Below are 16,902 nucleotides of genomic sequence, written 5' to 3'. Positions count from 1 at the left end.
TCTGTGTTCGCGCAGATCCGCAAAAAACCCTTAGCGGTTCGTCAGCTTCAGCTCGATGCGGCGGTTCTTCTGGAAGGCCTCTTCCGTCAGGCCGGTATCGATCGGCGAAAACTCGCCGTAGCCGGCGGCGACGAGGCGATCAGGTGGGACACCCTTCGAGATTAGATATTTGACGACGGACGAGGCGCGCGCTGTCGATAGTTCCCAGTTCGACGGAAACTGCGAGCGTGAAATCGGGCGGACGTCGGTGTGACCGTTGATCTGCAGCGCCCAATCGATGTCGGGCGGAATTTCCTTTTGCAGCTCGAGTATTGCCGAAGCGATCTGATCCATCGCAGCGTCGCCTTCGGGCGTCAGCGTTGCCGATCCTGCCGGGAACAGGACTTCCGATTCAAACACGAAGCGATCGCCCGCGATGCGGATGTCTTTGCGGTCTTTCAGAAGCTCTCTGAGGCGGCCGAAGAAGTCCGAACGATAGCGCTTCAATTCCTGCACCTGCTGCGCGAGTGCGGTGTTGAGGCGGGCGCCGAGATCCTTGATGGTCTTGTCGCTCTCGGTGCTCTTCTTCTGGGACGCATCCAGGGCGTCGCTCAGCGCGGCGATCTGGCGGCGGAGCGCGACGAGCTGCTGATTGAGCAGGTCGACTTTCGATAGGGCTTCGGCTGAAATATTCTTCTGCTTGTCGAGATCGGAGCTGAGTGCCGTGATGCGTCCTTCGGCAGCCTTCGCGCGCTCATCGGAGCCAAGCCCGGCGCCGGTCAATTTCTCGTTCTCGGCCTTCAGAGCGGAGAGCGAGGCTTGCAGCGCGGAAAGGTCGTCCTGCGCCGACTGAGACTTGCCTTTCTCGAGCGACAGCATCGAGGTCAATTCGCTGATCTGCTGGGTCAGACGCTGTAGGGCGGAGTCCTTTCCCGTGCTTTCCTGAGCGGAGAAGTATTGGGCGATCATGAAGATCGACATCAGCAGGGTGACGACGAGAAGCAGCGTCGACAGGACGTCGACGTAGGCAGGCCAGAACTCCCCGTACTCACCGCCGCGACGGGAACGTCCGCGTGCCATCGGTCTTAGACCCCGCGCTTCATGGCGTCAGCGAGGTTGCGTAGCATGTGGGCAACCTCGGCTTGGCTCTGCGCCTGTTCATCGACCCACTCGCGGACGACTTTCTGCTCCGAGCGCATTTGGGTCACGAGCTGGTTGACGCCGCGCGCAAGGTCTCGCACGTCGTCCTGGGCGGGTGTCCCTTTGGAGGGCAAGGCGGCCTGATCGACCACGCGGTTTGCGAAGTCCTCAAGCGACCGCTGCATTTCGACGACTGCCGACAGAAGTTGGCGATTGACGTAGTCGTTGGTGTTGGCGCCGGTGCCTGCGGGCGTCAGCTCGGTGATGCCCGAGAGCCATTCCTCGAGTTCGTTGTAGAACCGGTTGTGGGCATGGCTCGCTTGAAGCTCCAGGAACCCCAGGATCAGCGATCCGGAGAGGCCCAGCAGCGATGACGAAAAGGCTGTGCCCATGCCCTTCAGCGGCGCGGACAGGCCGGCTTTCAAATCGCTGAAGAGCTGGACGTTATCGGTCGCCTTGCTGTCGAGGGTGTCGATGGCGGCGCCGACTGACTGGATCGTCTCGAGGAGGCCCCAGAAGGTGCCGAGGAGGCCGAGGAAGACGAGAAGGCCGACCAGGTAGCGGCCGGTGTCGCGGGCTTCGTCCAGCCTCGAGCCGATCGAATCCATGAACGAGCGCATGGCTGCGGTCGAGAGCGACAGCGTGCCGGTCCGGTCGCGCAGCATGGTCGCCATGGGCGCCAGGAGCACGGGGCGGGCGCTGATCGACAGGCCCGGATCGGAGATGCGGAAGGCGTTAACCCAACGAATTTCGGGGTAAAGGCGAAAAACCTGGCGATAGGCGTAAACGATGCCGAGCGCCAACGCTCCGACAATCAAGCCGTTGAGGCCGGGATTGTTCAGGAATGAGTGCTGCAACTGATCAAAAAGAATGGCGGCGAGAAAGCCGACCAAGGTCAAAAAGATCGTCATGCGCAGCAAAAACACACCAGGTGGTGTCAGCCGCCTTGATACCGGAGCGAGTGCCGAAGCATCGCCCGGGCGGATTTTGGCCATTAGTCCTCGCCTCCGGAACGCCCCGCTGTCCGCCAGAACATTAGCGCAAGGCTGTCCCATCGAAAACGGGCAACATCATGCCGAAGTCGCGGCTAGCCCGCGGCTATGCAGCCCGATTCAGGCTTTATTGATGAGATATGAGCCCAGAGCTTTGTGAATGGTGGCATTTGCGGCGAGAACGTCGCCGGTTTCCATCATCTTGTCGCCACCCTTCAGATCAGTGACGAAAGCGCCAGCTTCGCGGGCGATGACGATGCCTGCCGCAACGTCCCACGGCTGAAGATTGTGCTCCCAGTAGGCATCGAAACGGCCGGCTGCGACAAACGCGAGATCGAGTGCGGCTGAGCCTGTGCGGCGGATGCCCGCCACTTCCTTCATCAGCACGTCCATTTCTTTGAGATAGCGGGCGTGGCCCTCGCGGCCGCGGTGGGGGATGCCGGTCGTCACGAGTGCGTCGCCGAGGTTTTTGCGAGCCGCCACCCGCAGGCGGCGGTCGTTCATGAACGCGCCTTTGCCCTTTTCAGCCGTGAAAAGCTCGTCACTCGCGGGATTGTAGATGACGCCCGCAACGAGCTGGCCTTCGCGTTCGAGGCCGATCGAGACTGCGAACAGAGGGTTCGAGTGCAGGAAATTGGTCGTTCCATCGAGCGGATCGACAATCCATGTGTGCGTTTTGTCGGCGCCGACGATTTCGCCGCGCTCCTCCATGAGGAAGCCGTAGGTGCCGCGGGACTTTGAAAGTTCCCGGAAAATGATCTCTTCGGCCTTGTGGTCGGCGGCGGAAACAAAATTGGCCGGTCCTTTGATCGAGACCTGCAACTGCTCGACCTCGCCGAAATCACGAATGAGGCTGCGGCCCGCTTTGCGCGCAGCCGAGATCATGACGTTGAGGGTCGGGGATACGTTGTTCATTTTCGTTGGTCCGGCCGCAAAAAGGGGAGTGCCGGGCTCTAACGGCTCTTGCCCCGAGTGGCAAGGCGACTGAAAGGCTACGGGCCCTCGGCCATGCCCGCGTCGACCCGGATGCGGTCCGCCCAGGCCGATGCTGCCGCCTCAGCTTTCTGGCGGTCGGCTTTCGGCATGTTCGCAATCCGCGCGTCGAGCTCTTGGTCGTCGAAGCCGTTCTTTTTGGCGATAAGCCGCCACTTGGCTGCTTCGACCGGATCTTTCTTTACCTTGATGCCGTCGAAATAGATGTAGGCCAAGCGGTTCTGGGCGCCTGCTATTCCCTTGTCGGCGGCGGCCTTCATTAGGATTGGAATTTTGGGCTCGTCTTTCGTCAGGCCCATGCCCTGGATAAGGCGGACCGCGTAATCGTACTGGGCCTCGGGATAGCCCTGCTCGGCAGCGCGGGACAGCCAGCGGGCAGCTTCCAGCGCGTCGGCGTTCGTGCCCGTTCCGGACTGGTAAAGCTCGGCGAGGTCGTATTGAGCCTGCGGCAAGCCTTTTTCCGCGGCGTAGCGGATGTGCTGGAAGGCGCGAATGGGATTTTCGGGTTTGCCGTCGCCTTTGAGGAAAAGAAGGCCGAGATTGTAGTTGGCTTCGGCTTGCCCCGTCAGCGCCGCCTTTTCGAAAAGTTCGGCGGCGGCTTTGCGATCTTTCTTCACGCCGCGGCCTTCGGCGTACGAGATGGCGAGCGCGAACGTGCCCTGTATGTCGCCGAGGTCGGAGGCGCGCTTATAGTATTCGAAGGCTTTGCGATCGTCCTTCTGGACGCCGAGACCTTCCGTATAGATGCGCGCGATCAGCGTGTTGGCCTGGGGTTCGCCACGGCTGGCTGCTTCTTCGGCGAGCTTCAGAGCCGTCAGATACTGGCCTTGATCGAACGCCGTGTACGCCGCGTCGTCGCCGGTTGCTGGTACCGTCGAGGGGATTGATTTCCGGATGTCGGACGTTCCGCCTGGCGCGGGTGCGTTCGACGGTGCGCTCGATTGAGCGGGCTTCTTCGGCGAGGGCGCTAGTTTCGGAACGGGCGTTTCGGTGTCCCGAGTGAACCACGAGCTGCTGTCCGCGGAAAGCGGAGCGGCGGCGGTAAAGCCGAAGAGCGCCGATAGCGCGAGAGGGGCGGCGAATTTCGCCGCGCGTCCTATCATTTCGCTGGCTCCGGAGTTTTCAAAGCTTCGGAAAATTCGCGCGCTTTAACGGCGACCGTTTGTTCGGGATCTGCGGATGTAAGGCGCACGGCGACGAAGTCTGCGCCTGCTTCTGCGAGGGAATGCGCAGCGTCCGCATCATCGACATCAAAGGCGACGCAGGGGATTTCGAACAACTCGTGCCACCAGGAGACAAGATCGAGCTGGCGCTCGGCAGCGCGTTCGCGATCCTCGACGTGGGGTGGAACGCCGAAGGCGACGTAATCGGCGCCCGCTTCCGCTATTTCCATCGCGTCGTGACGGCTGCGGCCGGCATCGACTCCGATGACTGTTCCCGACGGGGCCGATTGCTTCAACGTTTTGAACTGGCGAACGATATCGCGCGACCAGGGCAAATGGATGCCGTCGGCGCCGAGCTTCGTGGCCTCGTCCAGGCTGGATGCGACGAGGGCCGCGATATTCCGTTTTTGAATCTGTGCGATGAGCGTGCGAGCGATGGCTTCGTCGAGCGCTGACCCTTCCGGGGCACGGATGAGGACGCTTTCGATCGGCGCGGCATCGCACGCCGCGTTGAGCAAGCTCGACGCGTGCGCAGCGGTTGATCCCGCATCGATCTCGAAATCTAGATAAAGGCTGGTGGCGCTCGACAAGCGATAAGGCTCCGGTTCAGGCCCGCTCTTCGAAGCCGATTGCGGCAGAAACAAGAAGCGGGCGCATTCGTAGTGTTGGGCAACGACGTTTCCCGCACTGGGTTGCAGTAAACGGGGATATACTCAAGCCGATTCGAGTTTTCTTAGTCACGGACCGGTTTTTTCGCCGGATTCCGGGGCTTACGCAGTTTACCATTTTGGGGGGACGGGCGATTGTCGCCTATCTCTGTGTTCCGGCGTTTTTCCGCCAACTTGAGGGCTCACGTAGTGTCGGCAACGCTGGCATCGCCGCGCCTCTCGCCTATCGGAGCCAAACGGGGAATGAATAAATCTTCTCTTCGCCTTCTGGGCGTCAGCTTGCTGGGGATTGGCTTGATCGGCGGCGTTCCTGCTGCCATGGCTGAGCCAACTGTTCAGAATTCGCAAGACGGTACGACGACGTATTTTCCGCCGTCCGGCACCCCGGCGACGACCGGCGCACTTCCTTCTTCAGATGCTGCAAAAGATGCGGCAGCGACAGCACCTTCATCGCTGCCTGCAACAGCGCCTTCTGAAGCTCCGGCCGATCCCGCGCCTTCGACGGCCGCCGTAACGCCGCCTGCGAGTGAAGCGCCCGCGCCCGCTCCCGCTTCGAATGTATCGCAGCCAACTGCCAGCCCGGCTCCGGAAGTCGCTCCCGCCTCGGCTGCACCCGCTGACACTGCAACTCAGCCGAAGCCCGAAGCGACGCCGGCCGTTGCGGCACCTGTCGCGCCACCTGTCAGTCCGATCGTAGAGGCGGCGCGGACGACGCTCGGCGACAAATCTCTCGCCGGCCGGAACAACGTCGGTGAGGACATTGCGGCAGCACGCGACTTCTACAACTCGCGGACCGAACCTGTGTGGGTGCACGACGGTGCGTACACGCATAAAGCTAAGGCTGTCATCTCGACACTCCGAAGCGCAGACGATTGGGGCCTCGAGCCAACCGATTTTCCGGTGCCGGAAATTGCGAGCGGTGCAAGCCCTGAAGCACAGGGCGCAGCGGAAGCGCAGCTGACGCTTTCGGCATTGAAATATGCGCGCTTTGCGCGGGGCGGCCGTCTCGATCCCGTCGCGTTGAGCAACATTCTCGACATGAAGCCGCCGGTTAAAGATCCGAAGAAGGTCGTCAGCGAATTGGCGAGCGTCGCCGAGCCCGATGCGTATCTGCGCGGTCTCAATCCGAAGCATGTCGGCTTCGAGCGGTTGCGCCAAGCGCTACTGAAGGCGCGGGGCCCGAAGCAGGAGGAGGAGGCGATCGATCCGGCCCTTCTCATCAAGCTGCCGGACGGCAAGCAATTCAAGCCCGGCGCGGAAGACGATCAGGTTGCGCTATTGCGCCAGCGCTTGAAGGTGCCGGCCGCCAACCCGGCAGACGAGCGTGTTTATGACGATGAACTCGCTGACGCCGTGCGCGCCTTTCAAAAGGACAACGGCTTCAAGGCGAATGGCGTCGTGAACAATCGCTTACGCGCGGCGCTGAACAAGGCCGGTGAGCCGAAGAAGATCGATCCGAAGCAGCATCTCGACCGGCTGATCGTCAATATGGAGCGTTGGCGCTGGCTGCCGGTGGATCTCGGTCCGTTCTACGTGATGAACAACATTCCTGAGTTCACCAGCGAAATCTGGAAGGGCAACGAACTCGAGCTGAAGCAGAAAATGATCGTCGGTCAGCCCTCGTGGCCGACTCCGGTGCTCGCGTCCAAGATGGAATTCGTGATCTTCCATCCGAGCTGGGGCATGCCCGACGGCATCAAAGCCAAAGAACTTCTGCCGCGCCTTAGAAGCGCGTCCGGCGGTGGTACCGGTATCGGCTTCTTCGACCAGCTGTTCGGTGGCGGTAGCAGCGGCGGAGCGCGCGTGCTGGAGGCCTATAAGCTGCAAGTCTATTACAAGGGCCAGCCGGTCAATCCGGATTCAGTGAACTGGAACACGGCTGACGTCCGGGATTACAGCTTCACTCAGCCGCCCGGCGCGGACAATCCGCTCGGTCTCGTCAAATTCCGCTTCCCGAACCGGCATGACGTTTACATGCACGATACGCCCGAGCGCGGCCTCTTTGGTCAAAGCTTTCGCGCTTTGAGCCACGGATGCATGCGTGTCGAGGAACCGCGCCGGACTGCCGAGGTGCTTCTCGCAGAGGATAAGGGCTATTCGCCCGAGAAGGTCGGACAGCTCTGGGACAGCGGCGCCAATGTTACGCTGACGAAGGAAGTGCCGGTCTATCTGGTGTACTTCACCGCTCGGGTCGATGACGATGGTCGCCTGCAGACGTACTCGGACATCTACGGCCACGACGGCCGGATCATGTCGGCGCTGCGTGGGCGTCCGGTTCGCTACACCGCACCGGAAGCGATCGACCCGACCGAATCGAATGCTTCTGAAGTGCCGAGCGCGTCCAACGATCGGCGCGGCGCCACCACAGTCGGCGATGCTGGTTCGGACAGCATGATGGATTCGCCGCCGCCTTCGAAGAAGAACAAGGACGCAAAGAAGAGCGCTTCCGCGAAGCAAAAGCCGCAAGGCAAGAGCACCGGCGGCACCATTCAGGATGCGCTGTCGAATATCTTCCTGAACTGAACTGGCAACGACAGAGACACAAAAAAAGAGCGGATCGTTTGATCCGCTCTTTTTTGTTTCGAGATCGGGCTTGCCTGCTTTAGGCAGCCTTCTCTTGCGTTTCGCTCCATTTGCCGAGAGCAGCAAGGCTGTTCATCTTGGCGCGATGCGTGAAGGCGCGCTGACCGGCTGCAACGTTTTCCGGCTTTCCGCCCCATGCCTGGATCGCTGCGGCCTGCAATGCGCGGCCGTAGGAGAACGTCAGCGGCCAGGGCAACGGACCCGACGCATTCATGAGCGACAGGTGCTGGGTCGCTGCTTCGTCCGATTGGCCGCCCGACAGGAACGCAATTCCGGGAACCGCAGACGGCACCGTTTCCTTCAGGCACTTGATCGTCTTTTCGGCAACCTCGGCCGGGCTCGCCTGCTTCGGCGATTTCTGGCCTGCGATGACCATATTCGGCTTCAGGATGATGCCTTCGAGCTGGACGCGCGCGTCGTAAAGTTCGCGGAATACTGTGCGCAGCGTCCATTCCGTTACGCGGTAGCATTCGTTGATGTCGTGGCCCGAATGCGGGCCGTCCATCAACACCTCAGGCTCGACGATCGGGACGATGCCGGCTTCCTGAGCGAGGGCGGCGTAACGGGCGAGCGCGTGAGCGTTGGCCTTGACGCAGTTCCAGCTCGGCAAGCCATCAGCGATCGTGATGACGCCGCGCCACTTCGCGAAACGTGCGCCGAGCTTATGGTATTCGGCGAAGCGCTCGCGCAGGCCGTCGAGACCCTCGGTGATCGTTTCGATTTTGGAGGTCGGCCCGGCAAGCGGCTTCGCGCCGAGATCGACCTTGATGCCGGGAATTGAGCCTGCGGCCTTCATGATGTCGACGAGCGGCGTGCCGTCCTTGGCCTTCTGACGTAGCGTCTCGTCATAAAGAATGACGCCGGAGACGTAATTTTTCATGCCCTCCGTCGCCCGGAACAGCATCTCACGGTAATCGCGGCGGCTGTCCTCGGTCGAGGTGAGCTTGATCGTATCGAAACGCTTCTTAATCGTGCTCGTGCTTTCGTCAGCAGCGAGAATGCCCTTGCCTGGCGCAACGAGCGCGCGGGCGATGTCCTCAAGTTTTTCGCTCATTTTTGCCTCCGTAGGCTTTCAATTCATTACTCGTGAAAACGGGCGCCGTTCGCAGCGCCCGTCAGAATTCCGTTAGATCAGCTTCGCCATCGCGACCGCCGTGTCGGCCATGCGGTTCGAAAAGCCCCATTCGTTATCGTACCACGAGACAACGCGGACGAAGTTCCCGTCGATCACCTTGGTTTGATCGAGGGCTACGGTCGAGGACGCGGGATCGTGGTTCAGGTCCATCGAGACGAGTTTCTCGCCGGTCGTCGCCAAAATGCCGGCGAGGCGGTTCGACTTCGAGGCTTCGATAAGGGCGTTATTGACTTCCTCGGCCGTCGTGTTCCGCTTGGCGACGAACTTGAAGTCAACCAGCGAGACGTTCGGCGTCGGCACGCGCATCGAGGCGCCGTCGAGTTTGCCATTCAAGTCCGGGATGACGAGGCCGACCGCTTTGGCGGCGCCGGTCGTCGTCGGGATGATGTTCAGCGCGGCAGCGCGGCCGCGATAAAGATCCTTGTGCAAGGTGTCGAGCGTCGGCTGATCGCCGGTATAGGAATGGATCGTCGTCATGAAGCCGTGCTGGATGCCGATGAGATCGTGCAGAACATGTACGACAGGCGCGAGGCAGTTCGTCGTGCACGACGCGTTCGAGACGACGACATGGTCCTTTGTCAGCTTGTCTTCGTTGACGCCGTAGACGACCGTCAGGTCGGCGTTGTCGGCGGGCGCCGAGACGAGAACGCGCTTCGCGCCCGCATCAAGGTGTGCCTTCGCCTTTTCTTTCGACGTGAAGATGCCGGTGCACTCGAATGCGATATCGACGCCGAGGGCTTTGTGGGGAAGCTCGGCGGGGTTCTTGATCGCCGTGACCTTGATCGGTCCGCTTCCCGCGTCGATCGTGTCGCCGGAGACCTTCACTTCCTTCGGGTATCGGCCATGCACGCTGTCATAACGCAAGAGATGGGCGTTCGTTTCGACGGGGCCGAGATCATTGATGGCGACGACTTCAATATCCGTGCGTCCACTCTCGATGATTGCGCGCAGCACGTTACGACCGATGCGGCCGAAACCGTTGATCGCCACCTTCACAGTCATTCTCGGGGGTCCTCCGGGGTAAGAGATATATGCTAGGGCTGACGAGATATTGTTCTAATCACCGTTATCGCCAGTAATTGCGGGTCTTTAACGTCAGTTGATAGGCCCCTGTCAATCAGATTGCCCCGGCGATCCGAGATACGCTCCGGCAAATCTTTTCGTTCAGTAGGGTACAAACACGGTCTCGTTTATTGACGTCGTTTACCTTCGCTAGTTAACGTAGACGGCAAGCATTAGGTGACAGGTGCGTCAATCGTGTCGCCCGAAAGGGTGATTAGAGGCCATGACTGAACGCAACACCGTAAAAATCAAGCGTGGGGACGACGTAAAGTCCACCCGCAAGCCGATGGGCGACGTTGAGCTCCGGTCGGAGAACGCGCGTCTTCGGGCCGAGTTGGCCGCCGCGCAACAGCGTATCGCGGAGCTCGAACAGCGCTCGGCGGACGCCCTCAACCGGATTGATTGGGTTCTCGATTCGCTTCATAGTCTTCACGAGAGCGGTTGACTGTGCGCGTCGTTCGAGCGGAGAGCGGCGGAGCTGCCGGATAGAATGGCCGAGGTCCCGTTCACCTTCAATCAACGCACTTATCGCTTTTTGTGCGAAGAACATGACGCGCGGCGTCTGACCGATATCGTCGATTATCTGAGTTCTAAGCTCGATGGACTGGTGCAGGAGCACGGGGCTGTCGGTGACGAGCGGCTCATCCTTATGGCTGCCCTCATGGTGACCGACGAGCTGTTTGATGCCCGAGCGGACGTTGACGAGCTGCTCGAGGGCAGCCCGTCCGAGGTCAGGTCAGTCGCTATTCGCAGCATCCAGGCCGAAGAGGCCGACCAAGATCACGAAGATGAAGACATCGAGCCCGTCAGGCGGCGAGCCAAAGGCTAGCGCTGATCGGGGGATGAGGCAGGACTGGCCCTGGATTTTTCCGTCCAACTGACCTAAATCAGGGGTGCTGCGGGGCTCGTCAGGGACAAATGACCCGGGGGCCTATAAGATCCGCATGGGTGCTGTCCCTGTCCGGAGCCGTGGCTTCGGACATATGGTGCCCACCTACACTCGTAGGGACCACGCGGGATCATGTTCCCAACGGCCTTCGCGGCATTTACTTTTTCAACGGGTAGAGCGTTTGACTGCGGAAGTGATGCCAGACGCCAAAAAAGAGCTGCGAGCCGAAGCGCTTCTTCGGCGGAAAGCGGCCTTTGAGCGTCATGGAGCGGAGGCGAGCCGGAAGATTGCGGCTCAGGGCCTCGATTTTCTGGGTATCAAGCCCGATGCTGTCGTTTCAGGCTTTGCGGCCATCCGCGACGAGATCAATCCGGCGGCGTTGATGGCTTGGCTGCAGGCCGAAGGGTTCAAGCTGGCGCTCCCTGCTATGCAAGGTCGCGGGAAGCCGCTGCTGATGCGTTCGTGGTCGCCGGGTGACACCATGGCGCCGGCCCAATGGGGCATCGCGGAACCGCTCGAGGATAAGCCGGTGGTCGAGCCGGATGTCGTTCTGGTGCCGCTCTTGGCGTTCGACCTCCGCGGTTACCGGCTCGGCTATGGCGGCGGTTTTTACGACCGGACGCTGCGGCGACTGAGGAAGCTCAAACGCGTCGTCGCCGTCGGCATTGCCTACGACGAACAAAGGGTCGACGCGGTCCCTGCCGAAAGCTATGACGAGAAACTCGATTGGGTGCTGACACCCTCGGGCCCGCAACGTTGTCTCGATACTTGATCCGGAATTCTTGATGCGCCTCTTGTTTCTCGGCGATATCGTCGGTCGCCCGGGCCGAACGGTAGTTTGCGATGCATTGCCGGGGCTGATCAAACGCTATGGGTTGGATTTCGTCGTGATCAACGGCGAGAATTCGGCTGGCGGATTTGGAATTACCGAGACGATCCTCAACGATCTGATCGATGCGGGCGCCGATTGCGTGACGCTCGGCAATCATTCGTTCGACCAGAAAGAGGCGCTGGTTTTCATCGAGCGCACCGAGCGGCTGATCCGCCCGCTCAATTATCCGAAGGGAACGCCGGGAAGAGGCGCTACTCTGCTCAAGGCGAAGAGCGGGGCGGATGTGCTCGTCGTCAATGCGATGGGTCGCGTTTTCATGACCGAGCTCGACTGCCCGTTCCGTGCCGTCGATGCGGAGATTTCAGCGTGTGCATTGAAGCAGGGCGCTGATGCCATCCTGATCGACTTTCACGCCGAAGCGACGAGCGAGAAGCAGGCGATGGGGATGTTCCTCGATGGGCGCGTCAGTCTCGTCGTCGGAACCCATACGCACACGCCGACCTCGGATGCCCGCATACTTTCGGGCGGCACGGCTTACATGTCAGATGCGGGTATGTGCGGTGATTACAACTCGGTCCTCGGCATGGATCCGGAGGAGCCGATCAACCGGTTCCTTACGCGAATTCCGCGCGGCCGGTACGAGCCGGCCACCGGACCGGGCACGATTTCCGGATTTGCAGTCGATATCGACGATGCGACTGGTTTGGCGGTGAATGCGGGGCCGTTGCGGCTCGGGCCGCATCTGGAGCCCGCGGTTCCGGCATTTTGGTCAACCGGCTGAAGCCTCACACAGAATTTCGGCAAAAGCCGCCCTCATCGGTGGCGCGATGAAGGGTTTGCGTTCGCTCTCTTGACCGGCGCGCAGCCGTTGCGCAAAAGACGGACTTCAGTTCAGCGCAATTCCAAGTCGAGCGAGCACGAGCATGGCCGGCCATTCGCAATTCAAGAACATCATGCACCGCAAGGGCAAGCAGGACGCGATGCGTTCGAAGCTCTTCGCGAAGCTTGCCCGCGAGATCACGGTTGCTGCGAAGTCCGGAACGCCCGACCCCAATATGAATCCGCGTTTGCGCCTTGCGGTCCAGGAAGCGCGCGCCGAGAATATGCCGAAGGATAATATCGAGCGCGCCATCAAGAAGGCGCTGGGCGGCGATCTCGCGAACTATGAAGAGGTCCGCTACGAGGGTTATGCGCCAGGCGGCGTCGCAGTGATCGTCGAAGCTCTGACGGATAATCGCAACCGCACGGGCGGCGTCGTCAGAAGCGTATTCACGAAATTCAACGGAAACCTCGGCGCGACCGGTGCGGTCGGCCATATGTTCAATCATATCGGCGAGATCACCTATAAGGCCGCTGCTGGCTCTGCTGAGACCATTCTGGAAGCTGCGATTGAAGCCGGAGCTGACGACGTGCAGTCGGACGCCAACGCACACGTCATTTCTTGTGCGTTCGAGTCATTGGGAACGGTCGCCGCGGAACTCGAAAAGAAGCTTGGCGAGCCCGAAAGCGTCAAAGCGATCTGGAAGCCGAACCTCACGACTTCGGTCGATGAGGACAATGCGCAGACGATCATGAAAATGCTGGCGGCGCTCGAAGATGATGATGACGTGCAGAACGTTTACGCCAACTTCGAGATCTCAGATGAAGTCATGAAGAAGCTGACGGCTGCTTGATGGCTATGCTGCCGATCGCGGCAGCTAGTCTCCAGAATAGAATATCCCGAACACGGCGTAGACAAGTCCGGCGATGATCATCAGCAGGCCGACGATGCCTGCGAGCTGAGCCATCGCGTTGCGGAAGTTTGCGGCTGCGCGCTTCTTCACCGGGTTTGCAGAACCGGCCGGGGCTTTGGCCGCCGGATTTTTCAAAAGTTTGTTAACGGCAGCTTCGGTCGTTGCGGCAGCAATCTCGCTGGATGCGCTATTGCGCCTAGACCATCGAAATAACCACAAACCAGCAAAGATCAGTAATACGCCCGCCACAATCCAAAGCGGATGAGTAAATGCCGGGTCCATGACGTCCTCATCGGTTTGATTGGTTGCGAAGATGCTGGTCAATCGGCAACACTAAAGCCCAAATCGTGGGTTCTTACGAGGGCTGGCGATGGCGGGAGGGGGTATCGCCCTTCTCGCCAAAAAAGTTATCATTGGTTCGCATACTGCGTACGGGGGTAGTGAATGGCGGCGGACGGACCATCGGGTGGAAGGGGCCGCGTTCGCGTCGGATTGGTCGTCGTCCATGGCGTTGGCGAAACCGAACCCGGCTATTGCGTTAACGCCGTTCTCGATACGCTTGCTGCGACCCGGCCGGGTTACAGCGTTTCGCCCGCCAACGAATACAACCGGATGGCTGAGCCTGAGGTCGGATCACCGCCGCCCGTTTTTCCCGTCATCCGCCGTGGCGCCGCACACACTTCCGGCATTGAGATCGAAGCCGTCGAACTGCACTGGGCCGATCTGACGACGGTTCAAGAAGGCCGCGTCAACACGTTGCTGCAACTCTTCCGGGTCATCTTCGAGTCTCATCATCTCGTGGACGCGATGCTCGACCGGTCGCGAGATGCGATCTCGTGGCTTCTCAGGAAAATTCTATGGGTTGCGGGCTGGCTCATTCGGGGCCCGAGCGCCGCGCTGACGATCGTGACGTCTGTGATCTGCGGGCTTTTTCTTTTCGAGCCTGCAACGCTGACAACCGACATCGTCGACGTCAGATCGCAAGTGCTGATGGTGACGGCGACGATTTTTCTGGCGTCGCTATACGTGTTTTATCGGATCACGCGACAGCAGGATTACTCGTGGTATGACACCGTCTTCTGGCTGGCGATCGCGGCGCTCTCGGTTTTCGGGCTGACATATTACGATCTGCTGTTGCCGCTCTTGAAGAAGGTTCCAGATCTCGAGATCGGGCCTGAGCGGCTCACTGGGCCAGCGCCGATCGACTGTGCGATGGCCGCCTCTTCGGCGGCGGCGTGCTATATCAACGGGCTTTACAAAGTCATCATCTGGGGCTGGCGCTTCTGGGGCGGCGTGATGCTCTTCGCCACGGCGTTGCTCGGCATCGCTTATCTGCGCGCCTTGAAGACGGGAGATCGCTCGCGCCTTGCTACGGTCTCGACGAGCATCGCCATTTTGATCATGCAATTTCTGCTTTGGACGACGGTTGTCGTCAGCGCGATTTATCCGATGCTCAATCGCGCCGAGACGATAACGACGCTCAGAGAAGCGCAACCGTTCATCAAGCAGGCGATCGAGGCGCATCAGCTCGCTTGGGATAGTCCGGTCGCGAAGCTCGTGCAGGTTCCCAACATCGAGCTCGATTGGATCGGGCGGTTCAAGTTCATCTTTGCGGCGGCGGCGCTGACGGTGATGCTCTTCATCATCGGCGGCGGCGTGCTGATCGAACTGAGGCATTTGCGGGCGCGGCGAGGGCTTTCCGATCTCGAGCAGACGGCGCGGAATATGCCGAGGCTGCTCTTTAATCCCTTTCTGGTCGCGCTGCTGATCGTCGCTTTCATGGTCGTCTTCGCGCTCGTCTTCGTGCAGCCCTATCTCGACAGCAACGAAGTCTTCGTGACGCTCAGAAGCTACATTCTCCCCGTCGCGGCGGTCGTGGCGGTGGCGCTGCCGTTCTTCTTCGGGCGGCGCATCGCCAACGTCGTGAACGTCGCGCGTGATTTGATCGATCATCATTATCAGCCGCGGCAGGAGACGGCCGCCTATTTCATTCCCTCGGTGTTTCGTTCGCGGTTCCGGCGTTTGAGACGCGAGCGCATCCAGGGGCGACTTAATCTCGTTCTGGAACACTTCGTTCAGAACCAAAGCTACGACGGCGTGATTTTTCTGGCGCACAGTCAGGGGTCAATCATCGTCTATGATTTCCTGCGCGATAACGGCCCGAATTACACGCGGCTCGGGGATGCGTCGCCGGCGCTGCTGACGTTCGGCTCGCCGCTCGGCACGCTCTATCAGAAGTACTTCCATGAATATGCAGCGTCCAAGCCGGCGGCGCTCGGCATCGCGTCGCGGCTCAAGTGCTGGATCAATCTCTATCGCGTCGACGATTACATCGGCGGCCGCATCAACCCGCCGCGCGGGCTTCGCATCGACAACCACGTGATGGGGATCGGCGGCCATACCGGCTATTGGACCGAGCCCGACGTCGCCGAGGCGCTCGACGCCATTTTGACGGGCAAGGTTGCTGACGCGACGAAGCCGCCGCCATTGCCGCCGCCGCCTATGACGCCTTCGGCGCCCTATGCGGTTCGTGCTATGCGGAGAGCATGAATGGACGAACGATTCGCATTATCGGCATCGACCCCGGTTTGCGGCGCACGGGGTGGGGTATCGTCGATAGCGACGGTCCTCGGCTCGTTTACGTCGCGTCGGGTGTCATCACGCCACCGAAGGACGATGATCTCGCCTATCGGCTTTCCGCGCTTTTCGATGCCGTGACCGGCGTCATCAAAAGTTTCAGCCCGTCGGAGGCTGCCGTGGAAGAAACCTTCGTCAACGAGAACCCGCGTTCGACGTTGAAGCTCGGCCAAGCGCGTGGAGCCATTCTGCTCGCCCCCGCTCGGCTCGGCCTCAGGGTTGCGGAATACACTCCGAATTTGATCAAGAAGTCGGTGACGGGCGCGGGCCACGCCGAGAAGCAGCAGATCCAGGCGATGATCGGTTTCCTTTTGCCGAAGGCGACGTTCGGATGCGCGGATGAAGCCGATGCGCTCGCGATCGCCATTACGCATGCACATCACCGTGTCAGCCGGCAGCGATTGGCGGCCATTGCAACCAAGGTTCCGCAGCCATGATCGGCAAGCTCAAGGGCAAGGTCGACGCCGTCGGCGAAAGTTTTCTCGTCATCGACGTCAACGGCGTCGGCTACGAGGTGCAGGCTTCGTCGCGAACGCTGCGCAATTTGAAGCCGGGTGATGATGTCTCGCTGACGATCGACACGCACGTGCGCGAGGACGCGATCCGGCTGTTCGGATTTCAGAGTGAATTCGAGCGGAGCTGGTTCCGGACTTTGCAGTCCATTCAGGGCGTCGGCTCGAAAGTCGCGTTGAGCGTTCTCGGCATCATGTCGCCGCAGGATCTCGCGACAGCGGTGGCTCTCGGCAATTGGGCGGCGGTCGAAGAGGCGCCAGGCGTCGGCAAGAAGCTTGCGTTACGCATCGTCGCAGAATTGAAGGACAAGGCGCCGGGGCTATCGATCGCCGGTCACGGTATTCAGTCAGCCGGTCATCCGACGCCATCGGCGAATGGCGGTCCTGCGGGGATGGCGTTCTCGGAAGCTCTCTCGGCGCTGACCAATCTCGGCTACAACCCGGCGCAGGCCAGTGCGGCCGTGGCCGTCGCTTCAAAGGAACTAGGCCAAGCGGCGGATACCGCGGGGCTCATCAAGCGTAGTCTCAAGGAACTGGCTCGCTAACGGCCGGATACCGGCAAAATCGATCGGAAACGTCGGCCC

The 16,902-nt window shown here is 60.6% G+C and carries 17 protein-coding genes and 1 other RNA gene; 9 read left to right on the top strand and 9 right to left on the bottom strand.

What is annotated here, in order from left to right; all coding sequences use genetic code 11:
* Positions 1-30: 30 nt before the first annotated feature.
* From G359_RS15600 to G359_RS15580, 5 genes are all read right to left on the bottom strand, one after another.
* A complete protein-coding gene (locus tag G359_RS15600) occupies positions 31-1,059 on the bottom strand; it encodes a peptidoglycan -binding protein (protein WP_045836873.1) in 1,029 nt (342 codons plus the stop codon).
* Between the two features lie 5 nt (positions 1,060-1,064).
* Positions 1,065-2,114: a hypothetical protein gene (locus G359_RS15595; RefSeq protein ID WP_045836872.1), complete on the bottom strand. Its 1,050-nt coding sequence runs from the start codon at positions 2,112-2,114 to the stop codon at positions 1,065-1,067.
* A gap of 117 nt (positions 2,115-2,231) precedes the next feature.
* A complete protein-coding gene (locus G359_RS15590; RefSeq protein WP_045836871.1) occupies positions 2,232-3,026 on the bottom strand; it encodes an inositol monophosphatase family protein in 795 nt (264 codons plus the stop codon).
* Between the two features lie 77 nt (positions 3,027-3,103).
* Positions 3,104-4,207 (bottom strand): SEL1-like repeat protein, encoded by a 1,104-nt coding sequence (locus tag G359_RS15585; protein WP_045836870.1) that lies wholly within the window; start codon positions 4,205-4,207, stop codon positions 3,104-3,106.
* Complete coding sequence (locus tag G359_RS15580) at positions 4,204-4,857, bottom strand: thiamine phosphate synthase (protein ID WP_045838095.1); 654 nt, start codon at positions 4,855-4,857, stop codon at positions 4,204-4,206. The genes G359_RS15585 and G359_RS15580 overlap by 4 nt, the downstream gene beginning before the upstream one ends.
* A 321-nt stretch (positions 4,858-5,178) precedes the next feature.
* On the opposite strand from G359_RS15580, the gene G359_RS15575 reads away from it, so the two are divergent.
* Positions 5,179-7,458 (top strand): L,D-transpeptidase family protein, encoded by a 2,280-nt coding sequence (locus tag G359_RS15575; protein WP_045836869.1) that lies wholly within the window; start codon positions 5,179-5,181, stop codon positions 7,456-7,458.
* A gap of 79 nt (positions 7,459-7,537) precedes the next feature.
* Here the strand turns inward: G359_RS15575 and G359_RS15570 are convergent, their stop codons facing one another.
* The 3 genes from G359_RS15570 to G359_RS20585 all read right to left on the bottom strand — a co-directional run bounded on the left by G359_RS15570 (position 7,538) and on the right by G359_RS20585 (position 10,139).
* Positions 7,538-8,572, bottom strand: coding sequence for a class I fructose-bisphosphate aldolase (locus tag G359_RS15570; RefSeq protein WP_045836868.1), 1,035 nt, complete (start codon positions 8,570-8,572; stop codon positions 7,538-7,540).
* Between the two features lie 72 nt (positions 8,573-8,644).
* Positions 8,645-9,655, bottom strand: coding sequence for a type I glyceraldehyde-3-phosphate dehydrogenase (gene gap, locus G359_RS15565; RefSeq protein WP_045836867.1), 1,011 nt, complete (start codon positions 9,653-9,655; stop codon positions 8,645-8,647).
* Positions 9,656-9,929: 274 nt separating this feature from the next.
* Positions 9,930-10,139, bottom strand: a complete 210-nt coding sequence (locus G359_RS20585) for a hypothetical protein (protein ID WP_045836866.1) — start codon at positions 10,137-10,139, stop codon at positions 9,930-9,932.
* Positions 10,140-10,205: 66 nt separating this feature from the next.
* Between G359_RS20585 and G359_RS15555 the strand changes: the two genes are divergently transcribed.
* From G359_RS15555 to G359_RS15540, 5 genes are all read left to right on the top strand, one after another.
* Entirely contained in the window at positions 10,206-10,544 is a 339-nt protein-coding gene (locus tag G359_RS15555; protein WP_045836865.1) for a cell division protein ZapA, read from the top strand.
* A gap of 61 nt (positions 10,545-10,605) precedes the next feature.
* Positions 10,606-10,765, top strand: a non-coding RNA gene (ssrS, locus tag G359_RS20130) — 6S RNA.
* Positions 10,766-10,800: 35 nt separating this feature from the next.
* Positions 10,801-11,376: a 5-formyltetrahydrofolate cyclo-ligase gene (locus G359_RS15550; RefSeq protein WP_045836864.1), complete on the top strand. Its 576-nt coding sequence runs from the start codon at positions 10,801-10,803 to the stop codon at positions 11,374-11,376.
* Between the two features lie 13 nt (positions 11,377-11,389).
* Positions 11,390-12,217 (top strand): TIGR00282 family metallophosphoesterase, encoded by an 828-nt coding sequence (locus G359_RS15545; protein WP_045836863.1) that lies wholly within the window; start codon positions 11,390-11,392, stop codon positions 12,215-12,217.
* 142 nt (positions 12,218-12,359) lie between these two features.
* Entirely contained in the window at positions 12,360-13,109 is a 750-nt protein-coding gene (locus G359_RS15540; protein ID WP_045836862.1) for a YebC/PmpR family DNA-binding transcriptional regulator, read from the top strand.
* A 24-nt stretch (positions 13,110-13,133) separates the two neighbouring features.
* On the opposite strand, the gene G359_RS15535 is transcribed toward G359_RS15540, so the two are convergent.
* The gene (locus G359_RS15535) at positions 13,134-13,493 is read right to left on the bottom strand and encodes a hypothetical protein (RefSeq protein ID WP_245280060.1); all 360 of its coding nucleotides are present in this window, start codon (positions 13,491-13,493) and stop codon (positions 13,134-13,136) included.
* 120 nt (positions 13,494-13,613) lie between these two features.
* On the opposite strand from G359_RS15535, the gene G359_RS15530 reads away from it, so the two are divergent.
* Genes G359_RS15530 through ruvA form a run of 3 tightly spaced genes read left to right on the top strand, consistent with a single transcriptional unit; the run spans position 13,614 to position 16,863 of the window.
* Positions 13,614-15,719: a hypothetical protein gene (locus G359_RS15530; RefSeq protein ID WP_045836861.1), complete on the top strand. Its 2,106-nt coding sequence runs from the start codon at positions 13,614-13,616 to the stop codon at positions 15,717-15,719.
* A complete protein-coding gene (ruvC, locus tag G359_RS15525) occupies positions 15,716-16,243 on the top strand; it encodes a crossover junction endodeoxyribonuclease RuvC (protein ID WP_045836860.1) in 528 nt (175 codons plus the stop codon). Before G359_RS15530 ends, ruvC begins: the two co-directional genes overlap by 4 nt.
* Positions 16,240-16,863 carry a Holliday junction branch migration protein RuvA gene (gene ruvA / locus G359_RS15520; RefSeq protein ID WP_045836859.1) on the top strand — a complete coding sequence of 208 codons (624 nt, stop codon included), beginning with the start codon at positions 16,240-16,242 and terminating at the stop codon, positions 16,861-16,863. The genes ruvC and ruvA overlap by 4 nt, the downstream gene beginning before the upstream one ends.
* Positions 16,864-16,902: the final 39 nt, after the last annotated feature.

Origin of the sequence: Hyphomicrobium sp. 99 (assembly GCF_000384335.2) — a bacterium.
Lineage (GTDB): Bacteria > Pseudomonadota > Alphaproteobacteria > Rhizobiales > Hyphomicrobiaceae > Hyphomicrobium_B.
The sequence above is the reverse complement of the archived record's forward strand: the minus strand, read 5'-3'. Positions and strand labels throughout refer to the sequence as shown.

What these genes read in the sequence shown, in the direction of transcription:
- G359_RS15600 (WP_045836873.1), bottom strand. Translation starts at nt 1,059, where the DNA reads ATGGCACGCGGACGTTCCCGTCGCGGCGGTGAGTACGGGGAGTTCTGG.
- G359_RS15595 (WP_045836872.1), bottom strand. Translation starts at nt 2,114, where the DNA reads ATGGCCAAAATCCGCCCGGGCGATGCTTCGGCACTCGCTCCGGTATCA.
- G359_RS15590 (WP_045836871.1), bottom strand. Translation starts at nt 3,026, where the DNA reads ATGAACAACGTATCCCCGACCCTCAACGTCATGATCTCGGCTGCGCGC.
- G359_RS15585 (WP_045836870.1), bottom strand. Translation starts at nt 4,207, where the DNA reads ATGATAGGACGCGCGGCGAAATTCGCCGCCCCTCTCGCGCTATCGGCG.
- G359_RS15575 (WP_045836869.1), top strand. Translation starts at nt 5,179, where the DNA reads ATGAATAAATCTTCTCTTCGCCTTCTGGGCGTCAGCTTGCTGGGGATT.
- G359_RS15570 (WP_045836868.1), bottom strand. Translation starts at nt 8,572, where the DNA reads ATGAGCGAAAAACTTGAGGACATCGCCCGCGCGCTCGTTGCGCCAGGC.
- gap (WP_045836867.1), bottom strand. Translation starts at nt 9,655, where the DNA reads ATGACTGTGAAGGTGGCGATCAACGGTTTCGGCCGCATCGGTCGTAAC.
- G359_RS20585 (WP_045836866.1), bottom strand. Translation starts at nt 10,139, where the DNA reads ATGAAGCGAATCGAGAACCCAATCAATCCGGTTGAGGGCGTCCGCCGA.
- G359_RS15555 (WP_045836865.1), top strand. Translation starts at nt 10,206, where the DNA reads ATGGCCGAGGTCCCGTTCACCTTCAATCAACGCACTTATCGCTTTTTG.
- G359_RS15550 (WP_045836864.1), top strand. Translation starts at nt 10,801, where the DNA reads ATGCCAGACGCCAAAAAAGAGCTGCGAGCCGAAGCGCTTCTTCGGCGG.
- G359_RS15545 (WP_045836863.1), top strand. Translation starts at nt 11,390, where the DNA reads ATGCGCCTCTTGTTTCTCGGCGATATCGTCGGTCGCCCGGGCCGAACG.
- G359_RS15540 (WP_045836862.1), top strand. Translation starts at nt 12,360, where the DNA reads ATGGCCGGCCATTCGCAATTCAAGAACATCATGCACCGCAAGGGCAAG.
- G359_RS15530 (WP_045836861.1), top strand. Translation starts at nt 13,614, where the DNA reads ATGGCGGCGGACGGACCATCGGGTGGAAGGGGCCGCGTTCGCGTCGGA.
- ruvC (WP_045836860.1), top strand. Translation starts at nt 15,716, where the DNA reads ATGAATGGACGAACGATTCGCATTATCGGCATCGACCCCGGTTTGCGG.
- ruvA (WP_045836859.1), top strand. Translation starts at nt 16,240, where the DNA reads ATGATCGGCAAGCTCAAGGGCAAGGTCGACGCCGTCGGCGAAAGTTTT.